Origin of the sequence: Urbifossiella limnaea, from assembly GCF_007747215.1 — a bacterium.
In the GTDB taxonomy this organism is placed as follows: Bacteria; Planctomycetota; Planctomycetia; order Gemmatales; family Gemmataceae; genus Urbifossiella; species Urbifossiella limnaea.
Window position 1 is genome coordinate 395083 of sequence record NZ_CP036273.1, and the last position, 20060, is coordinate 415142.

The window sequence follows — 20060 nt, forward strand, 5'->3', positions numbered from 1 at the left end:
CCTATGGCTCATCCGGGCCAAATGGTGCCTTAGGGTTCCGTTACCGGTGGGCAGTCTCTCTTCGTCGACATTTACACAATCCACTTTTCTCACACAAACTGATTTACAGCGAGTAATATCTCGGCTGTGGTCAACTCTATTAGCTCCGTTCCCAATTGAATGATGGAGCTATCCGTCGGCCCGAATCCACCGACGAGGGGCTGCGACCTTCCAGTAAGCGAGTAGCACGAGACTTAGCTTCTAGCCCTTCGAGCTGGCACCTCCTGTTCCAGCAGGGAGGGGACAGAGCACCTACTGGAGCTACAGGGGTGTGCCACGGGTAGAACCATCATCCCCTGAAGAACCCAGGTGGAGGGGGAGAGACAAGGGTCGGCGGCCTGGGATGTTTACTTCCCTGCTAGTGTTCCTCCCCGCCTGCTGACCTGCCTTAACGCTCGACGTCTCTAGCACGATGCGTCGGCGGATGCAGTAGCCCAGAAGTTCGCCACGACTGGGTCAAGCGCCGCCCAGGTGGCCGCCCAGGACGAGGGCCTGACGGTGCGAGCGTCCCGCGAGGCGACGAGCCGCCGGTTCCAGGTGGACGTGGAGGTCGAGCAGGAAGGGGTGGGCGCCGTTCGGGGACGGCTGACCGCACCCCCTTCGGAGTCACTTCGCGGCCGGCGCGTCAGTCCGGATGCCGGCCACCAGGTCGAGGTACTGAGCGAAGGCTTCTGGCCCGCCACAGGCACGGACCGCTTCCGCCACTTGCCGGGCAGCCTCAACACCGCCGGCGGCGGCCACGGCGGCGTTCACCTGCGCCACGTTCGACAGGACCTGGGTCAGGCCGGCTGGGGCTGCGGCAACCGGCGTCGGCGCCACCGGGGCAGGAGCCGGCGCCGGTGCGGCCGTCTTCTGCGCGGCGGACGCGACGACCCGGGGGACCTTCGCCGTGGCCCGCTTCAGCTCGCCCCGGATGTTGTAGACGAGTGCCCGGATGGACGACTCGGCGGCCTTCAGGCCCCGGGCCCTCGCCTTGGCGACGACCTGGTCTGCCGACAGCTTCAGGTCGCCCGACAGGATGGACCGCACGACGGACGAGGTGGTCGGGACGGCCGTCTTTCGGGGCGCGACCGGGGCCGGTTGCGGGCTCAACTTCAGCTTTTGCGCCACCGTCGCCTTCGGGGGTTGCGCCACCTTCTGGGCGGGGGTCGGCGTAGGTGCGGGCTTCGCGGCCGGGGCGGTCGCCGCCAGCCGGGCGGCCTTCTTCTTAAGCTCCTTGCGGACGTCGTAGGCCGTCCGGCGAATTACCTCGTCCGGGGCCTTCACCCCCTTGGCCTTGGCCTTGGCGAGGACATCGTCGGTGGTGAGATTCATGTTGGCGGACAGGATTTCGCGGACGACGGTCCAGACGGTGGGGGCTGGCGCGGTGGCCATGTGCGTGTAGACTCCGGGGCGAGGAGGTGGCGGGGCGTAGGTGCCGAGCGGCGTATCCGTAAGACCATTGTCCACCCATCCCCGTGCCGCGACAATCCGTCCAGGTGGTACAGCTTCCGGATTCTCGGGGGCCGGGGCGGTTCGTGCCGGATGCGCCGGTCGGGCAGGAGGTGGGTATGACGTCGGCAGACTGGGCCGCCTCGACCGACCCGCAGGAGATGCTGTCGTTCCTGCGGGAGCGGGGGCCGTTGAGCGAGCGGAAGCTCACCCTCCTGTCCGCCGCCTGCTGCCGCCGGGCCTGGGACCGGCTAGTGGACCCCCGCAGCCGGCAGGCCGTCGTGGTCGTGGAGCGGGTCGCCGACGGGGATGCGGGCAGGGACGACCTCTGGGCCGCCCGGGAGGGCGCCATCCTGGCGGAGGTCCACCTGATGAACGACCACTCGGTCCCCTCGGCGGTGCGACTCGACCGGTGGCTGGCGGCCCGGGCCGTGTCCTTCCTGTGCGCCGCCCTGTCCCAGAACCCCCCGGCCGAGGACCACCTCGCCAACGCCTTCGGGGCCGTCGCCGGGTGGACGGCCTATCCCCGGTCGGGGGCCGAGGACGAGGTAGCCGCCGGCTTCGCCGCAGTGGCCGCCCTCCTGCGTGACATCTTCGGCGACCCCTTCGCACCCATCACCTGCTTGCCCGAGTAGCGCACCAAGGCGGTGGTGTCGCTGACGCGGGGCATCTACGAGGAGGGGGCCTGGGACCGGATGAGCGTCCTGGCGGACGCGCTGGAGGACAGCGAGTGCGACTCGGCCGAGCTGTTGAAGCACTGCCGAGAGCCGGGGGACCACGTGAAGGGCTGTCACGTCATCGACGCAGTCTTGGGCAAGGTGTAGTCGGCCGTCGGGTGCCCCAACCCGGCCAGTCGGGTTGGTATGAATCTTCTAGCCCGCCAGGCGAATAGCCTGTAACGGATTGGGTACGTCTCCCTGGAGTCGCCGCATGGTTGACCCGCTCGACGCCCTCGCGTTCTCGATGAGCACGTCCAAGGGAGTCTACGCCCTGCTACTGGGGTCCGGGGTGTCTCGGTCGGCCAGTATCCCGACGGGCTGGGACATCATCCTCGACCTGGTCCGCAAGCTGGCCAAGCTCCAAGGGGCCGACCCTGAGCCCGACCCCGAGAAGTGGTTCGTGACGACCTTCGGGGAGGCGCCGAGCTACAGCGTCCTTCTCGACAAACTCGGGAAGACCGGCGCCGAACGCCAGGCGGTCCTGAAGGGGTACATTGAGCCGACCGAGGAGGACCGAGAGGCCGGCCGGAAGGCGCCGACGCGGGCCCACCGCGGCATCGCCGAGTTGGCCGCCGGCGGGCACGTCAAGGTCATCCTGACCACCAACTTTGACCGGCTGATGGAGTCGGCCCTTGAGGGGGCCGGCGTCACACCGCAGGTCATCGCCTCGCCGGACGCTGTCGCCGGCATGACCCCGCTGCCGCATGGTCCGGTGACCGTCATCAAGCTGCACGGCGATTACCTGGACGCCCGCATCAAGAACACCATCGAGGAGTTGGAGACGTACGACACCCACACGAACCGCCTACTCGACCGTGTGCTGGACGAGTACGGCATGGTAGTGAGCGGGTGGTCGGGGGAGTGGGACACGGCCCTGCGTGCGGCCATCGAGCGGTGCCCGAACCGGCGGTACGCGACCTACTGGAATGCCTTCCGGGAGCCGACTGGGAGGGGAGCGGAACTCGTCAGGCTGCGTGCCGCGCAGGTCGTCCCGAACCTCGACGCCGACACGTTCTTCACCCGGCTGGCCGAGAAGGTGAAGGCGCTTGAGGACTATTCGCGTCCGCACCCCCTCAGCACAGCAGCGGCCGTGTCCGCTCTCAAGCGGTACATCCCAGAGCCTGTCCACCGCATCCGTCTTGCCGAGTTGGTAGCCACGGAGGCAAACAGCGTCACACAATACATGCGAGAGACGCATGTCCCTCCGCAGGACCGTCTGACGTTCCCTGCGGCAGCGGCTCGGGCGGAGGTTGTCGGCTCACGGTCGGAGACCGTCGTGCACCTTCTGGCAGCGGGTGGCTATTGGGGTGCCCCCGAGCAGGTGGGGTTGTGGGTCGATGCCATCGAACGGCTCTCCGGGGCCGTGGTGCCGACGCCGGGCTTCTCGTACCCATCGTGGGAAGGTCTGAGACTTCTCCCAGCCTTACTCGGCTGGTACGCGTGCGGCCTCGGGGCTCTCGCAGCGAAGAAGTACACGGTGCTTCGCGCACTGCTTTACGATGTCAGGCTGGACCTAGCCGGCCGGGAGGTGCTACCCGTTACCCTGGCCCTCGACCCGTACAAGGTGGTCCACAAGGATGTGGGCGATGCCTACTGGATGCCGGAACGAAAGCACACGCCTGTTAACGAGTGGCTGCATCGCGTGCTCAAACCCGCCGTGAGACCCTATATGGCGACTGACGGCGCTTACGACCAACTGTTCGACCGGTATGAGTTACTGCGGACCTTGGTGGAGTCGGAGGGGAGCAAGATTTTTTCGCCTAGCCGGTTTTGGTATCAGCACAACCAGGGCATGCCGAAAAACGCGGTCAACGACCTCTTGGCTGAGGTCGAGCAGCAGGGGAAGCACTGGGGAGGCTTCCTGGGCGGCCTTTTCTCATCCAAGAGAGAGAACTTTGACAAGGCGTGGAGAGCCGTCATGGAGCAGATGCAGAATAGCGGGGTGGGCTACAGATAGTCCGGTCGGTGGCCGCTCTGCCCTTACAGGCCCGGACAAAACTCCTGGACACCCCCGGTTTTCAAGGCGTTTCGGGGGTATTGTCCGTGCTTCTTTGAGTTGCAGGTCACCTGCCACCCTCAACACTGTAGCACGTAAACTCATCCGGTCGAACGCCAGCGGAAGTTGCAACAAGGCCACTTGGCGGCGAAAAAGTCGACAAAGTAGTGGTCCGCAAGCACCCCCAACCCCCTCGACGCCCTCACAACTCGAATCCGTCGCTCCACTCCGTCGGGTCGCGGTTCCAGGGCGTCTCGAAGCGCAGCCGCATGCCGCGCAGAGCCAGTGGTCGCGGCGGTGCCGAGTGCCGACGGGGCGGCTGAGGGAGTCGCAGAAGGGGCAGGTGGGCGGGAGGTCGGTGAAGGAGGACATCGTGTACTCCGGTAGGTGCGTCCGCGAGGAGCCCGCCTCCCTTGCAAGAGGGGTGGGCGGGCCGGACCAGCGGGCGTGGTGAAGGTGAAGCAGAGGAAGCGGCCGGCAGACGTGTAATGCCGACCGCGTTGGCCATCACGTTCAGACCGCGAGCGCGACGGCGTACCCGACGAGATTGTCCAGGACCCGGTTCTTCATGCGCCCGAGCTCGCCGTCGAGCAAGGACGCCGTCCTCCACGACCCCGCCCTCGTGGGCCACAGGCTCCGGTTGTGGTCCAGGGCCTCCGCGGCTCCGTTGTAGGCGTACCAGGCGGTCGGCTCGCCATCATGCCCCTTGCCCTCCAGCCAGAGCCGCCGGACTTCGGCCCTCTTGCGCATGGCCCGCTCGACCACGACCTCGGCCAACTTCGCCTCGGGGTTGAACCGCGGGTCGAACCGGGGGTCGGGTGCGACCACGTCGAGCACCAGCCGGTCGAACGCCTCGTCGGTCAGGCGGGCGCCCATCAGCAGCCGGTACTGGCGGGCGATGACCTCGAACCTCTCGACTACCCCGGCGAACATCGTCTCGGCCGCCTCCACCAGCTTCGACCTTGCGTCGGCCTTGTGCGAGACCGTCACCCACTGGGCCGACCCGGCGCCAGCGGCTTCCGTCTCGGCGGCACCGAGCGTGTTCGCGCAGACGACGCGGATGGCGGTGTGGCCGAGCATCACCCCGCGCCGCCCCGAGTGGTTGGCCATCACCGTCGCGTACGGGAGGAGCCCGCCATCCCGGGCGAAGACGTCCCGCGCGTGCGGCCCGAACCGCTCCAGGTTCCACCGCACCAGCAGCCACGCGTCGGCCCCGTCCCGCAGGACGCCGCCCGTCTCCAGCGCCGCCACCCGCTCCTCCACCAGCGGCTTGAGCACCTCGAACGCCTGCCGGTTGGTGACAATCTCGTATGCGGAGCCGACGGGCCCGAGCACCCTCTTCGTGTCCGGCCGCCAGACGTAGTAGGCGCCCTGGCCCTGGACGTAGACGCGGCGGTCGGGCTCGGCGTCGGGGTCCTCCGGGACGAAGTAGTGGCGTTTCTCCAACGGGTAGTCGAGCCGGTCGAGGGCCCCGTCGAAGTCGAACTGCTGGGCGGCGGTGAGGGGGATGCCCTCGCGGTGCCACGGGGTGCCGCCGGAGGCGGCGAAAAACAGGTTGGCGGTGCCGTCGGCGCGGTACTCCAGCTCTGCGGCCATGATGAACTCCAGCAGGAACAGGGGAAGGAGCCCGCCCCACAGTAGGACGGGCGAAAGGGAGCCGGCGGTCAGCCGGCGACCAGTCGGAGGGGCAGGCGGGTTGAGGGGCCGTACCCGTAGAACCCGCTGCGGCGGAGTGCGGCGACGGCCCGGGCGGCCGGCGTTCCGGGCGGCTGGGTGCCATGCAGCAGGAGGGCGAAGTCCGGCCCGTGGGCCATCGCGTGAGAATCGTCGTGGTCGACGTCGAGGCCGAGGTCGTCGGCTTCCTGCTCGGAGAACACGACCCGCGCCGACCGCAGTCCGTACTCGTCGATGAGGTCGTCGTGGGTGCCGCCACGCGAGGCGGTCAGCACGAGGTTCGGGACGGGGCCGGGCGTGTGCCCGTTCCCGACCTGGTCGAGTCGGGCGACCCACAGGGGAGCCGCTTTGGTATAGGCGTACAGGGTCGATTGCGGACGCGCCCGGGCGACGGCCAGCCAAGCGTCGAAATAGTCCTGGGAGAAGAAATCTCCGCTGTCGTGGACGCGAACCAGCCGCGCGAAGGGCGAGAGGGAGTCCAGCAGGAGGCTGGTCATCTGCTCGGCCGTCCGACAGGCTCGAAGAGCCTGGAGGTTGTGCCACCGGGCGCGTCGTACGCTCGGGCGGCGGGCCTCCATCGACGCGGCGTAGCACCGGAACTGCGTGTGCCGGCCGTCGCGGATTCGGCCGGTGCGCCGGTTCGCGCGGCTCAGGCAGGCGGACGCGAACGGGCAGCTCCAGCCGGCCGCGAGGCTGAACGTGGTCACCGTCGGGGGGAGCTTGCCGTTCCCCTGGCCGAACTTGAGCGGGTGGCGGGCCACGGTCATTCCTCCTGAATGGGATGAGGGCACGAAAAAGCCCCCGGGGTGGCCGGGGGCGGGGCGGGCGACCAGCAGGGATGGGCACAATCAGCGGGCCCCGTCGGGCCGCCGGCGTGAAGCTCTCTCCGCCGGACCGGCACCCCTCACCTTCCTGCTGGGCGGAAGCGGGCGCGCCGGTCGGCGACCGGGCGACGCGAACGGGATGAAGCGGTGCGGGCGGGCGGAAGCGCTCGGCCAACACGCCGGGCGGTCGGAGCGAGAGGAGCACGCTCACCCCCTGACCGGGTCAGTACCGGCCGGGGGTAGGTCTGGAGGAAAACGGCCGACCCCGCGGCGCCGACGCCGGGTTTCGGCGGCCGGCGGGGTAGTACTTGGTGAGCCGTCGTTCGGTCACCCGAAAAACGCCGACCATAAATATCAAGGGGCAAGTGGGCCCCACGGTTTGCCGAAGTCGGCTTTCCGCCGGGGTGACCGCGAGCCAGCCCCTACCGGCTGGCCGGGAGCGCATCGGGGACCTACCCCGTCGAGGAAACCGCCCTCCCCAGGGGGCGGGCGCGAGCGGTCGACGCGAGGCCAGAAAATTCGGGCTCTGACCAAACCCCGTCATCCCGACCTCACGCCCACACCACGGGCCGAGCGTCGACAACCCACACCGGAGTTCAGCCCAGGCGAGCGCTGCTCGTGAGCTGACGGGCCGGTACGACGAACGACGGCGGACGGACTGTAATCGCAATGCCCTCGGACCTGCTCTTCTAGTGGGTGTGAGGACAAAGGGGCTGGGTGCGCGCACGGGCGAGCGGACCCGCTCGAATCGGGACGACGGGCGTCATCAGGACTCCCCTGCTGGTCTCGCCCCCGCCGCCCCTTCACTCCCGGAGCAGCGGCGACGGTCCGGTCGACGGATTCACCTCGACGACCGTGAACGTGGTGTGGTGCCGCGGGGACCAATACACAGCGTGACACGCTCCGCCACCCAGGGCCCGCGCCCCCGGGTCGGTGAGGGCGGTGATGCTCGCGACGGCGGCCGCCATGTCCGGGTAGAGCCCCAGGGCGACGTTCCGGGCGGTGACGACGAACATGAAGACTGCCTCCCCTGCTGGTCACGCACGAAGTGCGTAGGGACACCCGGCGGGCGGGCGCCCGCTCGAAGGCGAACTCACAAAAGGCACTGTTGCGGAACCCCCGTGCACCCGGGGGAGGAATCGAATCCCAATGGCCCCGGCGCTCGCGGTCCAAGGGGCTTCGTCCCGTACCGAATGGGGCGGCACAGGTGCGCGCGAACGGGAACGCACGTCATGCGTGCGCGGCGCGCAACGATGCCGAACCCGGACGGGGTTGCCCCCGCCGGGTTGGTGTGTCGGGTTGGTGTTCGGCTAATCGCGGGGCGCCCGTGCCATCCCGAACGCCCGGAGCGTTTCCGCTTCCGTCGCGGGGGGCGAGAGGCGGGCCAGTTCGTCCGCCCGGCGCCGCTCGGCAGCGGCTTGCGCCGTCCCGTCGGTCACGGGTTCAAGCGGAACCCTCACGGTGATACGCTGCGCCGTATCCGAGAGGCGAAGCGTAACGGCCAACTCGGCCCCGTCCTGCTTGGCGCCGACGACCCGCCACCCGTCCGCGACGGCGGAAGCGGGAACGAGCTCGGATGCGTCCGGGATGCGGAAGGCGGCGCCCGCGGGCGCGGCCGGTGCGGCCGCATTCTCGCGGATGCCCCCGCGGACGATTTCGCCCGCCCGGTAACCGCGCTCGTGACGTTCCGCGCGCAGGATGCGCCGCGTCCGGTCGGTCAACTCACCCGCCCCCGACCCGTTCCCCAACCGGGAGAGCTTGATGAGCGGGTGGGTGCGGGTCACGACCGACAACCCTCGGATGCGGGCGAGCGCGTCGCCGGTTGCGCTCACCTCGTACGCCACCGGGTAGCCGTCGGCGCGCAGCGGCGCCCCCGTCCCCCGATGGAACGAGCCATCCGGCTGCGCGAGAACGACGGCGCCGGATTCGTCCCGAACGGGTTCGGCGGGCGCGCCCGCCTTGCGGCATTCGTAGGCGAAACGGTCGTGCGCCTTCCGGTTGGGTAGGACGTACACGACCCACACCGGCGCCCGGACAACCAGGTTGTCGAACGAGCCGATTCTCAGGTTGGCCGGCCGGGCGACCGGGTTCCCCCGGGGTGCGACGGCCGGCGCCCGGGCTTCCGCCCGCGGGGCGCCCCCGCGAAATGCAAGCGGCATGACGGGTACTCCGAAAGGACGACCCGCCCGGCGCGCCTTGGGACGCGCCCGGGCATTAGACGGCCGGCGGCCGCCTACCGGCGACCGCTAGCCGTCCCCTCTGCGGGGGCGGGTTACAAGCTCACGAGTTCGTCGAACCGGGCGAGCGCGTCCGCGCCCGTGGCCTTGACGGGGGTGCTCTTGCCGCCCGCGTCGAAGCCGTCCGGGGCGGCGCCGTCCTTCGGGGCCGAGACGGTGAACGTCGCTTCCCCCTTTTCCGCGATGGCGGAGCGGATGCCCCCGACCGTCAGCTCGGACGGCGCCAGCGGGATGCGGGTGAGGATGGGGAACCCGTCGACCGTCTTCGGGATGCTCCACCCGGCCCGCAGCTTGCGGGCGAAGGCGAGCGCGCGGTTCGGGACGGTGGCGCGAACCGGGGCGGGCGCGGGGTCGGTGATGCGGGCGGACGTGTCGCCGTTGCGGGTAGCGGTCGCCATGCGCGTGTCCTCATCGTGGGGGGATTGCCCCCCGTTCGTCCGCCACGCCCGACGGGGGGCGAAGTGCCCCCGGCCCGCGGGTCGGACAAGCCCCCCGGAGGCGCAACCCTTGGGAAGCGCCCGGCCCGGTGAGCGGATGTGGCCCCCGACAACCGTCGGGTTCACCCAAGAACACAAAAACTCCGCCCGCCCCCACCCCGTGGGTGAACCGCCCGCCCCCCCGGGGGGTTTTCTGTTCAGCCGGGGTGAGCCCAAAACACGCGGCGGCGGGCGACGGCGTTCACGCGCAACGGGGGGCTCGAAGTCGAGGGGTTGCACACCCGAACCTCTCGGCTGGCCGCGCCGGGCGGGTAGCCGTCAAGGAGCCTCGTTGGGAAACGTGTGGTGAGGAGGGTCGACGTGCAGAGGTGAGGGGCCGACCTGGTTCGACCGGCCAGGCATCCCCAGCAGGGAATCGCAGTGAGGCCCCCCTGCTGGGCTGCCTCCCAGTCTCTTGATGAGATTATTTGAGCTGGAGGGGGTCCGCGCAGACCAGTTAGAACGAGCCCTCTCGCTCGTCTACTCTCTTGGTGGGTCAGTCCGCGCCCACGCAAGGCTCAGCCGCCTAACATTTCCATCGCTTCTCGGACCTCCCCGACGTTGGCCAGCAGGAAGGTGGTGATGAGCGGGCGGACGAGGTCCGGGACGGTCACCCGTTCCCCGCTTCGGATGGACCTCAGCAGGGCCAGTTGCCGCAGTTCGGTCAATTCGGCGGCGGGGAGCTTCAGCCCGCTCGACACCAGGTCGTCCATCGCGATTTCCTCCCCCAGGATTTACCCCGTCCTGCGGGTGAGCGGGTTCCGCGGCGACATCCGCGTGTGTTCTCGCGCCCCCCGAGGTCGGGTGCAACCCGCCCAGACACTTGTGCTGACAACGGAGGCCGATTCGGCACACCGTGACCGGCGCCGCGCCGGCTGAAGGTGCAACAGGGGCTGTGTGAAGGGCTATTCGGACGCGCCTGCGCGGGCGGCGTCCATCCGGTCTTCGCGGGGAAACGTGTCCGCGCTGAGCATCACCCGGCAGGAAGCAGGCCATCCCCGTCCCTGCTGGATGCCCTCACGCCTCAAGAAAGTGCCTCCCCGACGACGCCCGGTGTAAATCCCGGAAGAGGGAGGTACGCAGATGACGAACGCAGACGACCAGCTCGTGACCCGGAAACAAGCTGCTGACAAGTTCAAGGTGACGGTCCGCACGATAGACCGGTGGCGGAAGCGCGGCCTGCTCAAGGGGGCGGCCATCGGCGGCGTGGTCCGGTTCCGCCTCGACGACCTGGCGGCGGTCGTCCGCCGGGCGCTGGGCTAAACGCCGACGGGACGGTTCCCCCGCCGCCAAGCGAGAGGGCCGCCCCGCCGGGTAGCCGTTCGAGACTCGGGGTTGCCGCCCCGATTTCCCATTTATGGAGTCGCCACACAGGATGATACCCCGCTCCGATGGCGCAAGAGTCGGCCACGACTGCCCCGTACACACCTACCTGCCCGAGAACCTCGACCTCTCGTTCATCGCGGCCGGCCGACGCGACGCGGCGGCCTACTTCGTCGGCCGGCTGTACCTCGGCCAGCACGTCGCCGGCAGGGACCCGGACGAGTTCCAGGCGATGTACTCGCCCCTGCTCAAGGCTCAACTCGGCTCCGACTACCGCCGGGAGGTCATCGACCCCCTGCTCGAACACGGCGTCATCGAGGAGGACTCGTCGTACTCCACCGGCTGGAAGGGTCAGTGCGGGTACAGCAGGTCGTACCGGCTCGCCCCGGCGTACCGCCAGGCCCAGTTCCGGGTAGTCCCCTTCACCCACCACGAGTTCGTCAAGCGGCTCGCGTCCCCCCCGGCGGGCGGGACTACCCATGCCCACCTGTCCGCCCCCGTCCACCGCCACCTGGCGAGGTGGTTCGACCGGTTGAGTGTCGCCCCGAGCTACCCGGCCGACGTGCTCCCGCTACGGGCGTGGGCGGAAGGCCACCGGCGGTTCTGGCCGTGCCGCTACGGGCGGGTTCACTCCAACCTCACCAACCTCCGCCGGGAGTACCGCTACCACCTGACGCTGGACAGCGTGGGCGAGCCCCTCGTCGGGGTCGACGTCAAGACCTCCCAGCCACTCCTCCTCGGGCTCGCCGTGCTGAACTGGGTGAAGGTCTTGAGGAATGAGGACTTGAGGGACTACTCCAGGCAGATGGAGAGGGAATGGGCGGAGAGGGTGGGCGGAGAGGGAGGAATGGCGGTCGCAGACCGTATACCGTATCTTGCAGACTGTTCATCCGAATGTCTTAGCGACACCCGATGCTTCGTCGACGTCTGCCTGAAGGGTGACCTGTACTCCCGATTCGTCTCCCGGACCGGGCTGAGTCGGGACCAGGTGAAGAAGCGGTTCCTGGCCACCCTCTACGACCGGCCGCCCGGCGCCGGGGGCGTGGAGTCGGACGTGGTCACGGCGTTCCGTCAGGAATTCCCCGGGCTGTGGGTGGTGCTGGACGCCCTGAAGCGCGGCAACCACGCCCCGCTGCCGTGCTACATGCAGACGGTCGAGTCCTGGCTGGTCATCTGGCGGACGTGTGGGCGGCTCGCGGAGGAGCTGCCCGACGCCCCGCTGCTGACCATCCACGACTGTTTGGTGACGACCGAGCGGTACGTCGAGCCCGTCCGCCGCGCGCTTCTGGACGAGTTCGACGCGGTCTGGGGGGTGCGTCCGCAGGCCGACCCGAAGGCCCTGGCCGCGTGACGCCGCCTCGCCCGGCCCGCCGAAGCCCCGAGGCTCGGGGCGGCGGCTGGAGCGGAGGGGCGGACGAGGTGGGGAGGGCGCCACTGCACGCCCTCTCTTGCCTGACCTCGCCTTGCACGGCGTTCGAGACGCCTTTGCCGTCTAGGCCGCCTGCCTGTCGGTGTGGGTGAGCCACCGCCGCACCCGCTCCAGCTCGCCGGCCCAGTCGGCCGACAGCCGGACCGCCAGGAACCGGCCGTACATCAGGTCGAGCGTCTCCACCAGCTCCCGCAACTGGGACGCGCGCTCGTCCAGCTTCGCCCGGGCGTTGGTCACGTCCTCCGGCAGGTCCGGCATCTTGCACGACCCCACCGCCAGGGTCTCGGCGTGCAGGGTCAGTTCGTACTGCTGGTCGTGGCGGACCAGGGTCAGCCCCATCTTCCGGGGCAGCTTCCCGGCCTGGGCCGCCCGCCGGGCCTCGGGCAGACGGGTCGGGCCGTCGCTGGCAAGGGTCCCGGTCCCGGTCACCCCCCGCGGGCACTGGAGGGTGAGCGTCCGGGCCGGCATCAGCGTCACCTCGCTCCCGTCGGCCAATTGGACCGAGTCCGCGTCCCGGTCCGTGAGGAACCACAGCCACAGGAGGAACTCGTTGCCGAGGAAGTCGGGCGGCCCGCCCCCGGGCACCCAGGCGACCTCGTCCCCGGCCCCGGCCACGAACCCGGACGGGGCGTCGGCCGACCCCGTGAGCCCTAGCTGGGCCGCGAGCAGCTCGGCCCGGCGGCCGGCGGTGACCAATTCCAGCCCGGCCCCGAACGTCGAGCCGAACAGGTGGCTCAGGCGGTCCGCCAGGGACGACGAGGTGGCCCCGAACAACACCTCATTCGAGAACCGGTCCCAGAGCACCTGGGAGCACTTCCGCTTCTTGTACCGCCCATCCCGGGCCTCGTGCTCCAGCCGCTCGCGGGCACTCTCCTTCGCCTCCTTCTTCTGCTTGGCCGAGGCGAGCCCGCTCGGGTTCTCGCGGGCGAGGGCGGCCAGGTCTGCCTCGTAGTACGCCTTGAGCAGGTCGCCGGGGAGCTTCTCCGAGTCCACCCGGAGGTCGAACGTCAGGCAGTCGTTGACGACGTTCTTTTCGAGGTCGAAGGCGACGTCGAGGACGGACTTCCCGGCCGCCCACCCGGCCTCTACCCCGTCCGCCGCGGCCACCGCCTGCTTGCCGGCGGCGTGCTCCCGGAGCTTATCCAGGTGCTCGTCGCCGAACGCCCGCGGGGCGTCGCCCTGGACGGCGAACCGGAGGAACGAGACCCGGCCGGTGAAGAACCCCATGCCCGCTGTCCTCGTGGTGGAACGCGCCGCCGTGCGGCCGTCCTCCATCGGCCGGGGGTGGTGGACGACTGTACCCTGCGGTTGTGCCGTGAAGGGGTCACTCGCCGGCCGCGCCGTCCCGACCGACACGACCGGTCGTCCTAGTTCCACCGGCACGGCCGGTTGAGACCGAGCGGGCCGGCCAACTCGTCAAGGGGGTTTGGGGAGTGACGAGGATGCCGGCCGCGGACGTCGCGGCGTGGCTCGCGGACCTAATGACGGCTGGGGAGGGCGCTTCTGCTACGGCCGCCCTAGCCTCGCCTGCGTGACACTGCCTCCTGGCTCGCCGCAGCACGCGAAGCGAGGCGCGAGGCTTGGAGTGAGCGAACCCCTGCCTGTACAGTAGTATCCATCAACCTGGGTGCGGGACTGGGGCGTCCCTGCACGAAGTCCGCGCAGTACTACTTGAGGGCCCGATGGTGGACCTGAACGACCCACTGCGCCGGGCGATGGAGCTGGAGGGGCTGCATAAGAAGATGTTCAACCCCGCGCTCGCCTTGGAGGGCGGCATCCTCGCCCAGCTACGCGCCCAACCGAGCCTCATGGCGATGGTTGGGTCCCAGCTCGCCCTTCAGAAGGCCATCTTCCCTGACTTGAAGACGCTGCTGGTCCCGCTCCCGGGCGTGTCGCTCAGCGCGACCAGCACCATCGCCTCGATGCTTGATTCTGTGCGAGTTAACGCTACGGTTCGAGCATTACTTAGCGACGAAACCCAGAGGATGAGCTCCGCGTTCGACGCCGCGAGGCTCAGCGCCCTCGCTGATTGGAAGGCCATTTTCAGAGGCATCTCCGCGGTGGAGGCTGGCTTCGCCCTGCCGCTCCAGGCGCACTTGTCGGTGCTGTTCGAGCGCTCTGCTCTCGCGGACGGGGCCTTCTCACGGGTGAAGGAGGGCTCGCTCGGCTCCAGGCTGGGCCTTGCCGAACACGACCGTGCGGGGCTCACAGAGTCTCAGGGCGAGTTACAGGCGGGCTTTCGCTCCTACTTCGATGAGGTTGCCGCTTCTGACCTCGGGGTTCTGGAGCTTCCCGCCCAGCTCACCGAGCTCCCCGCCGCCGAGCTCGTGAACCAGGCCGCCCTGGTGGTCTCGACCTCCGAGACGGAGGAGGATGCTGAGGCTGTCCTGGTCGAACGGGCGGTGGCGGACGAACTGGCGGCGGAGACCACCGACTTGCTCACCGGTCTGGTGGCCGAACTAGACCCCGAACTCGTGCAACTCCTGAAGGGCGCGCGGGAAGCGTTCGCGTCCCGCCACACCGACTACATTCGCCACTTCGTGACTTCCTACCGCGAGCTGTTCACCCATCTTCTTCACGCGCTTGCGCCGGACGACGAGTTGAAAAAATGGACGAAGGACCCGAAGCACTACGACAGGAACAAGCCGACGCGGCGGGCGCGAGTGCAGTTCCTCACCCGCGACCTCAAGGACTCGTTCGGCGGGTTCTTGAACGCCGATGTCGACGCGGTCTTAGAGTTCATCGGGGTGTTTCAGAAGGGCACGCACGGCGTCAATCCGCAGTTCTCGGATGAGCAACTGCGGGACATGAAGAACCGGACCGAGGGGCTGTTCCGCTTCATGCTCGTCACGCACCGTGTCGCGGTGACGGGCAGGCTTTAAACGGCAGGCCGCCCCGAGCCGTCTCGGCCGCGTCGCCGCCGCCGAGACTCGCACGGCTGGTCGTGCAGGTGATTGCCTGTCCTGCGGAAGGCGCTTCGTCAGTACGACTCGTGCGCGAGCTGCCAGCCGGCGTCGCCCTTCACCCAGACTCGGGTGTAGCCCACGTCGTTGAAGATGTGGGCGGACGGGCCGCCCCGCTGCCCTATGGTGACCGTCAACGAACCGGTCTCGACCGCGGTCGCCCCGTACAGCCTGACCCTCGCGGTCGTGAACGACAGGCCCGCGTGCTTCTGCCCCAGGCCGGTCCACAGGGCGACGGCCTCGGCGCGCGTCAGCTCGCGCTTGCCCTCGACTTCCCCGACCGGCACCCGGGCCCCGTGGTAATCCGGGCGGAGCAGGCGTTCCAGCCCGGCCCGGTCTTTGTCCTTGGCGGCCTTGGCGTAGAGCGCGGCCAGGTCGCGAACGTCCTTCCCGTCGTCGGCCCTGGCGGCGCCGGCAACCACCACGACGGCCACGGCGGCAAGCACGCAGGTCCGCATCTCGCACTCCTCGCCTCGGTGACGGCCCGGATGGTAACCATCCTCACAACCCGAGGACAAGCCCGGCATCACCCTCGCCGCGTCGCCGCTGGACTCGTCGCGGCGGCGGTTCGGCGGGGACCTCGCCTGCGTCGTGTTCAGCACGACCGCAACCGTGCCACGATGCGCTCAAACTGCTCCTGAGTTAGCTCAAAGAGAGCGAAGATACGCTCGTTGATGGGCACTTCGTTCACCACGTTTACCACGACACCATCCGGCTCGTAGTTCTGCCATGCGTCCACGTCAATCCGCACCGGGTAACTCGTCCCCTCCGGCGCTCGCCACGGACTCGTGTGATTCTCGTAGGCGATGGCGTCGTCGAAGTACACAACTCCGCTCTCGTAGGCTTGGTACTGAGTGACGTAATCCTTGATTTTGTCAAGGACGCCAGGAGTGGTTGCCCGAAGCCTGGGGGCGATTACCTCGCCGTACGCGAAGAACGTGTTCGTCGGAAGATAGGCCACCAGCATGTGCCCTTCTCGGACCTCCCGGAGCCGCGAATAGTTCACAGCAATCCGGTTTCGCCTATTGCCAGTATCCCCTTCCGCGTACTGGTAGTGCATGAGCCAGAACATCCCGGCTATACCATGCCGGAGGCAATCTTCTTGCCCGAAGTTGGCGCACCAGTACTTCATGCTTGGACCTCGGTCTCAATGGACTGCAATCAGCCGCTGTAACAACACGTCCACGCTCTCCCAGCCCTGGTTCCTCGCGTGGTGCTCCAGGAACAGCGCCGGCGTCTGCCACAGGAAGGTGAACGCCGGGTCGGCGACGAGGTACGCAGCGTGTCGGCCGAACTGCGCGTTGCTGAACTCGATGTCCTTCTTCCAGTCGTCGGTCGCGGCCGTCCTGCGGTGGCTGTGTCCGACCATCGGCGGGTAGTAGGACGTGGACTTGCACGGGTTCGAGAAGGACGAAGTGAGCCTCGGCTCAAACATATCCCCTAGCCGATGCTGTCGAGTGGACTTCGCCCCCTGGAGAGCGGGAAGGGCAGTCCACATGCCGGCCGCCGTTGGGTAGCCTGCGCCGACCTGAGCCAGGTAGAACAACCAGGTCCGGTCGCACAGCCGGGGGCTGGTGAAACCGGCCAGCCAGCAGCCCTCCCAGTCGGCGGCGTGCTTCTCCGTGCGGATTTGGTGGGCGCAGGTGCAGAGCGTCAGGCAGCCGCCCTGGAAATTGGGTCCCGACCCGTAGTGCTCAAGACGCCCCTGGTCGTCCACGTAGACCGAAATCATCTTGTAGGACCGGACCTTCCCCGGCCGCCCCCCGATGCGGCTTTGCAACTCGGGCATGCGGAGGTCCATGTTGTCGAACAACACGCCTTCGGTCGGAAACGGCTGGACGGGCTCGGCGTCGTCAGGGCCGCACGCCCGGCGCTCCCCACAGACGACAGGTTCGGGCATCTTGGCCGGGGGGCAGCCCCGCTTGAATGGCTTAACCTTGACTGCCGTTCCGCCCATCAGGTGCCCCTTCATGTGGGTGTTCCGACGATTGCTCTCCAAATTGAATCGTACCACACTCGCCCTCTTGCACAAAGCACTCGCCCACCCCGCCGAAGTGGAGGCGCTGCGGGGCTATGGGTCGGCGTGGCCGGGTTGCGGGCGCCGCATCTATCGCAGGGGGGGCAATCAGTTCTTGCAGAGCCCCATCTCCTTGGTCCGCAACTTCGCTTTCCAGAGGGCCTCCATCTTCAGCACATCGTCTGGCGTCGCGGCCGTCCCTGCCACCTCAAGGATGGCCACCTGGTAGTCGCTCGGGTCACGGCTTTTCAGGCCCACGTTGCCGCCGTGACCATTTTGGACGTAGTCCTGCCACCGGCCCCAGAACCCGTCTGCGCCGGACGCCGACCCGACGTACTGCTCCTGCGTCTTGGGGCACGTCAGCACGTAGACCCCCTTCACCGCACGGAGGGCCGCCACCCACCCGGTGTGGAGGCTGTCCAGCCCGGATAGGGGCCGGATGAAGTTCAGGTAACCGGGGAACGCGGGCTCGGTGAACGCCGCCCGGAGTTCGAGGACCACCTTGTCCTGGGTGTCCGCCCGCTGAATCCAGCTCAGGTAGCCGCCTCCCCAGGCTACGACAAGCCGGCCTGCGAGGTCCTTCAGGTGGTCGGTCAGAGTGAGGTCGTACCAGTGGCACGACCCGGCCTGGTCCACACCGTCCTTGTGGGGCATCGGCAGGTCCTGGTCCAGCACCTTCTTCCCAGCAACACTGTAGAGGCCGGCGAACAGGGTCTCGTCGGTCGGGGAGACGACGAACGCCGCCCAGTACGCCCCGGTCAGCCGCGGTTCGTTGTCGAGTGACTGGCTCGACTGGTAGCTGTGGAACTTTTCGGGGTGGTCCCGCCACAGCTCGTAGGGCGAACGCCCCTTGGCCGCGCTGCGGTCCTTGTGCCGGAGCAGTCGGACCTCGGCCAGGGACAGGCCCTCCTGCTTGAGGAGGGTGTTGAACATCAACGGCATCCGAGAAGCCCTCGGGGCCAACGCGACAGGGTCTGCACGCCGTGTCGCCAGGTTACTACGCTTCCAGCTCGTCGGCCGGGTCGTAGAACTCGGCGACGTCTTCCAAGAACTCCGGCTTTACGTGCTTGACCATGTCCTTGAGCAGGTCGAGCCGGGCGCACAGCTTCGAGTACGGCAGGAACCCGCAGATGCGGTGGAGCGGGGTCTTCCGGTACGCGAACGTCGGCCGCGGAATCTCCTTCTTGAACTTCGTGTATCGCTCGTCCGGCCCGACCAGGTACAGCCGAATGTTGATGTTCGGCTGCATCGTGATGAGGTCCGACATCCGCAGCAGCCCCGAGTAGACGGCCGTCGTGTGCTCCACCTCGAACGCCGCCACGATGGCGTTCTCCTCGCTGAACCAGATGACGTCGATGTTCTCGACGATGCTGTTGGTCACGTCGTCGAAGTTCGTCGGGAGCGACCCCAGCAATCGAGGTACCGACCCGACCGCCGCCCCGTTCCATGTTTTTCCACGGTCGGACTTCGGCGCCCAGACCTTCAAGCCCATCTGGGACCCAAGGTCGAGAAGCCGGTACTGAATCTCGGTGTGGGTCGGGCCGCCGGTCTGGAGCGGCGCGTCCGGCTCGGCATCGACCTCGGCGACCGGGACGCCGACGACCGCGTCGATTTCCTCGCCGCCCTGGCGGAGCTTGGTCTTGTACAGATTCGCGGACCGCAACAGCTTCTTTTTGTCGACCGGCCGGGACACCGGCTTGGCCTTCGTGTCCTGGAGGACCTGGAGGATGCCGTCGCCGTCCGCGGGCTTGTACCGGGTGGGCGAGCTGCGGAGGAACCCCGACCACTGCTTGGCTGTCCCCCCGGCCGGGAAGAACGAGAGCTTCCCCTCGAACTGCTCCATCGGCACCCCGTGCTCGGGCGGCAGCATGACGAGCGGTTCGACGTCGAACCGGACCGGGAACGACTCTTCCTTCCAAATCTTCTCGTCGCTCTTGTACCGCTTGCTGGTCGCCTTGAGGGCCCCGACCCACCGCTTCACCCCGACCAGGTAGCACAGGAAGACGTCGCCCGGCTCGATGGCCTGGGCGCGGGCCCACTGGTGCTCCCGGAACCCGGTCACCTTCGCCCCCGCCTTCCGGAACTCCTCCCAGGTCGTGCCGGTGAACAGGTCGAGCCAGTAGGTCATGGGCGAGCCGCCGCGGCGTGAAGCAGAGGGTGTGTCAGAAGCGTATCAGGTGCGACGCGACCGACCGAGCAAAAAGTCGCCTGCTTGTTGAGGTACATAGCGACCGCCGATGGCGGACTCTCCACTGCCGCTGTCCTGCGCGATGTCCAAGAATCTGGAACGGGTCGGTGGGCTTGCCGGTGTAAATCCTGATAGACCGGAAGCCCACCCGCACCCCTACCGACCCATGCCCACCGAACTCCGCCGCATCCCCTCTCTGCCCGAGCCCGCGCACTACGCCGACGACGAAGGCCACATCTGGGCCGAGCGAGACGGCGTCGTCCAGCTGTTGAAGGAGCGGGTCCTAAAGAACGGTTACCTGGCGGTGTCCGTACGAGTCTGCGTGAAGGACTCGATTCGGAACGTCCACGTCCTCGTGGCCGAGGCATTTCTGGGCCCGCGCCCGCCTGGCCAGGTCGTCCGGCACGTTGACGGCGACAAGCTCGTCAACCGGCCTTCTTCATTGGAGTACGGGACTCACCAGGCGAACGCCGCCGACGCCCGGCGCCACGGAACCGCCCGCTACGGCGAGAATCATCCGAACGCGAAACTGACCGCTGAAAATGTTGTCGGGGTGCGGTTCGCGCTTCAGATGGGCGTGGCGCGTAAGGCCATCGCGCAGGAGCTCGGGGTGAGCCTCTCGGCCATCCATGACATCGCGCAAAAGCGGCGGTGGCGCGCCGAGCCGACGGCGGCGGTCGCGGCGGTGGCCCCGTGACCTACTTCCTCTGGTTCGACGGTGGCGCCGTCCCCGCCGGGGTCAGC

General features: G+C 68.3%; 20 protein-coding genes. 7 read left to right on the top strand and 13 right to left on the bottom strand.

Going from position 1 to position 20060, the window contains the following annotated elements; translation table 11 throughout:
* Positions 1 to 645 precede the first annotated feature (645 nt).
* Positions 646 to 1413, bottom strand: coding sequence for a hypothetical protein (locus ETAA1_RS01730; protein WP_145233767.1), 768 nt, complete (start codon positions 1411 to 1413; stop codon positions 646 to 648).
* 176 nt (positions 1414 to 1589) lie between these two features.
* Between ETAA1_RS01730 and ETAA1_RS31350 the strand changes: the two genes are divergently transcribed.
* From ETAA1_RS31350 to ETAA1_RS01740, 3 genes are all read left to right on the top strand, one after another.
* A complete protein-coding gene (locus tag ETAA1_RS31350; RefSeq protein ID WP_202920584.1) occupies positions 1590 to 2105 on the top strand; it encodes a hypothetical protein in 516 nt (171 codons plus the stop codon).
* A 15-nt stretch (positions 2106 to 2120) separates the two neighbouring features.
* Entirely contained in the window at positions 2121 to 2294 is a 174-nt protein-coding gene (locus ETAA1_RS01735) for a hypothetical protein (RefSeq protein ID WP_202920992.1), read from the top strand.
* Positions 2295 to 2400: 106 nt separating this feature from the next.
* The gene (locus tag ETAA1_RS01740) at positions 2401 to 4146 is read left to right on the top strand and encodes an SIR2 family protein (protein WP_145233768.1); all 1746 of its coding nucleotides are present in this window, start codon (positions 2401 to 2403) and stop codon (positions 4144 to 4146) included.
* A 552-nt stretch (positions 4147 to 4698) separates the two neighbouring features.
* On the opposite strand, the gene ETAA1_RS01745 is transcribed toward ETAA1_RS01740, so the two are convergent.
* The 6 genes from ETAA1_RS01745 to ETAA1_RS01770 all read right to left on the bottom strand — a co-directional run bounded on the left by ETAA1_RS01745 (position 4699) and on the right by ETAA1_RS01770 (position 10109).
* A complete protein-coding gene (locus ETAA1_RS01745) occupies positions 4699 to 5781 on the bottom strand; it encodes a DUF932 domain-containing protein (RefSeq protein WP_145233770.1) in 1083 nt (360 codons plus the stop codon).
* A 68-nt stretch (positions 5782 to 5849) separates the two neighbouring features.
* Complete coding sequence (locus ETAA1_RS01750) at positions 5850 to 6620, bottom strand: GP88 family protein (protein ID WP_145233772.1); 771 nt, start codon at positions 6618 to 6620, stop codon at positions 5850 to 5852.
* A gap of 866 nt (positions 6621 to 7486) precedes the next feature.
* Positions 7487 to 7699: a hypothetical protein gene (locus ETAA1_RS01755; protein ID WP_145233774.1), complete on the bottom strand. Its 213-nt coding sequence runs from the start codon at positions 7697 to 7699 to the stop codon at positions 7487 to 7489.
* 294 nt (positions 7700 to 7993) lie between these two features.
* The gene (locus ETAA1_RS01760) at positions 7994 to 8707 is read right to left on the bottom strand and encodes a hypothetical protein (protein ID WP_145233776.1); all 714 of its coding nucleotides are present in this window, start codon (positions 8705 to 8707) and stop codon (positions 7994 to 7996) included.
* Between the two features lie 248 nt (positions 8708 to 8955).
* On the bottom strand, positions 8956 to 9318 hold the full coding sequence (locus ETAA1_RS01765; RefSeq protein ID WP_145233778.1) for a hypothetical protein: 363 nt from the start codon (positions 9316 to 9318) through the stop codon (positions 8956 to 8958).
* Positions 9319 to 9914: 596 nt separating this feature from the next.
* Positions 9915 to 10109, bottom strand: coding sequence for a hypothetical protein (locus ETAA1_RS01770; protein WP_145233779.1), 195 nt, complete (start codon positions 10107 to 10109; stop codon positions 9915 to 9917).
* Positions 10110 to 10479: 370 nt separating this feature from the next.
* Between ETAA1_RS01770 and ETAA1_RS01775 the strand changes: the two genes are divergently transcribed.
* Together ETAA1_RS01775 and ETAA1_RS01780 are read left to right on the top strand one after the other, a co-directional pair.
* The gene (locus tag ETAA1_RS01775; RefSeq protein WP_145233781.1) at positions 10480 to 10659 is read left to right on the top strand and encodes a helix-turn-helix domain-containing protein; all 180 of its coding nucleotides are present in this window, start codon (positions 10480 to 10482) and stop codon (positions 10657 to 10659) included.
* A 112-nt stretch (positions 10660 to 10771) separates the two neighbouring features.
* Positions 10772 to 12070, top strand: a complete 1299-nt coding sequence (locus ETAA1_RS01780; RefSeq protein WP_145233783.1) for a hypothetical protein — start codon at positions 10772 to 10774, stop codon at positions 12068 to 12070.
* 141 nt (positions 12071 to 12211) lie between these two features.
* On the opposite strand, the gene ETAA1_RS01785 is transcribed toward ETAA1_RS01780, so the two are convergent.
* Positions 12212 to 13375, bottom strand: coding sequence for a hypothetical protein (locus tag ETAA1_RS01785; RefSeq protein WP_145233785.1), 1164 nt, complete (start codon positions 13373 to 13375; stop codon positions 12212 to 12214).
* 455 nt (positions 13376 to 13830) lie between these two features.
* Here ETAA1_RS01785 and ETAA1_RS31355 point away from each other — a divergent pair, with 455 nt between their 5' ends.
* Entirely contained in the window at positions 13831 to 15030 is a 1200-nt protein-coding gene (locus ETAA1_RS31355; protein ID WP_202920585.1) for a pPIWI-associating nuclease domain-containing protein, read from the top strand.
* Between the two features lie 98 nt (positions 15031 to 15128).
* On the opposite strand, the gene ETAA1_RS01795 is transcribed toward ETAA1_RS31355, so the two are convergent.
* The 5 genes from ETAA1_RS01795 to ETAA1_RS01815 all read right to left on the bottom strand — a co-directional run bounded on the left by ETAA1_RS01795 (position 15129) and on the right by ETAA1_RS01815 (position 19256).
* Complete coding sequence (locus ETAA1_RS01795; protein WP_202920586.1) at positions 15129 to 15569, bottom strand: nuclear transport factor 2 family protein; 441 nt, start codon at positions 15567 to 15569, stop codon at positions 15129 to 15131.
* A gap of 137 nt (positions 15570 to 15706) precedes the next feature.
* A complete protein-coding gene (locus ETAA1_RS01800; protein ID WP_145233788.1) occupies positions 15707 to 16243 on the bottom strand; it encodes a hypothetical protein in 537 nt (178 codons plus the stop codon).
* A gap of 15 nt (positions 16244 to 16258) precedes the next feature.
* Positions 16259 to 16927, bottom strand: coding sequence for a hypothetical protein (locus ETAA1_RS01805; RefSeq protein WP_145233790.1), 669 nt, complete (start codon positions 16925 to 16927; stop codon positions 16259 to 16261).
* A 309-nt stretch (positions 16928 to 17236) separates the two neighbouring features.
* A complete protein-coding gene (locus ETAA1_RS01810; protein WP_202920587.1) occupies positions 17237 to 18061 on the bottom strand; it encodes a hypothetical protein in 825 nt (274 codons plus the stop codon).
* 64 nt (positions 18062 to 18125) lie between these two features.
* A complete protein-coding gene (locus ETAA1_RS01815) occupies positions 18126 to 19256 on the bottom strand; it encodes an EVE domain-containing protein (RefSeq protein ID WP_145233794.1) in 1131 nt (376 codons plus the stop codon).
* A 226-nt stretch (positions 19257 to 19482) separates the two neighbouring features.
* Between ETAA1_RS01815 and ETAA1_RS01820 the strand changes: the two genes are divergently transcribed.
* Positions 19483 to 20013 carry an HNH endonuclease signature motif containing protein gene (locus ETAA1_RS01820; RefSeq protein WP_202920588.1) on the top strand — a complete coding sequence of 177 codons (531 nt, stop codon included), beginning with the start codon at positions 19483 to 19485 and terminating at the stop codon, positions 20011 to 20013.
* The last annotated feature ends 47 nt before the right edge of the window (positions 20014 to 20060 follow it).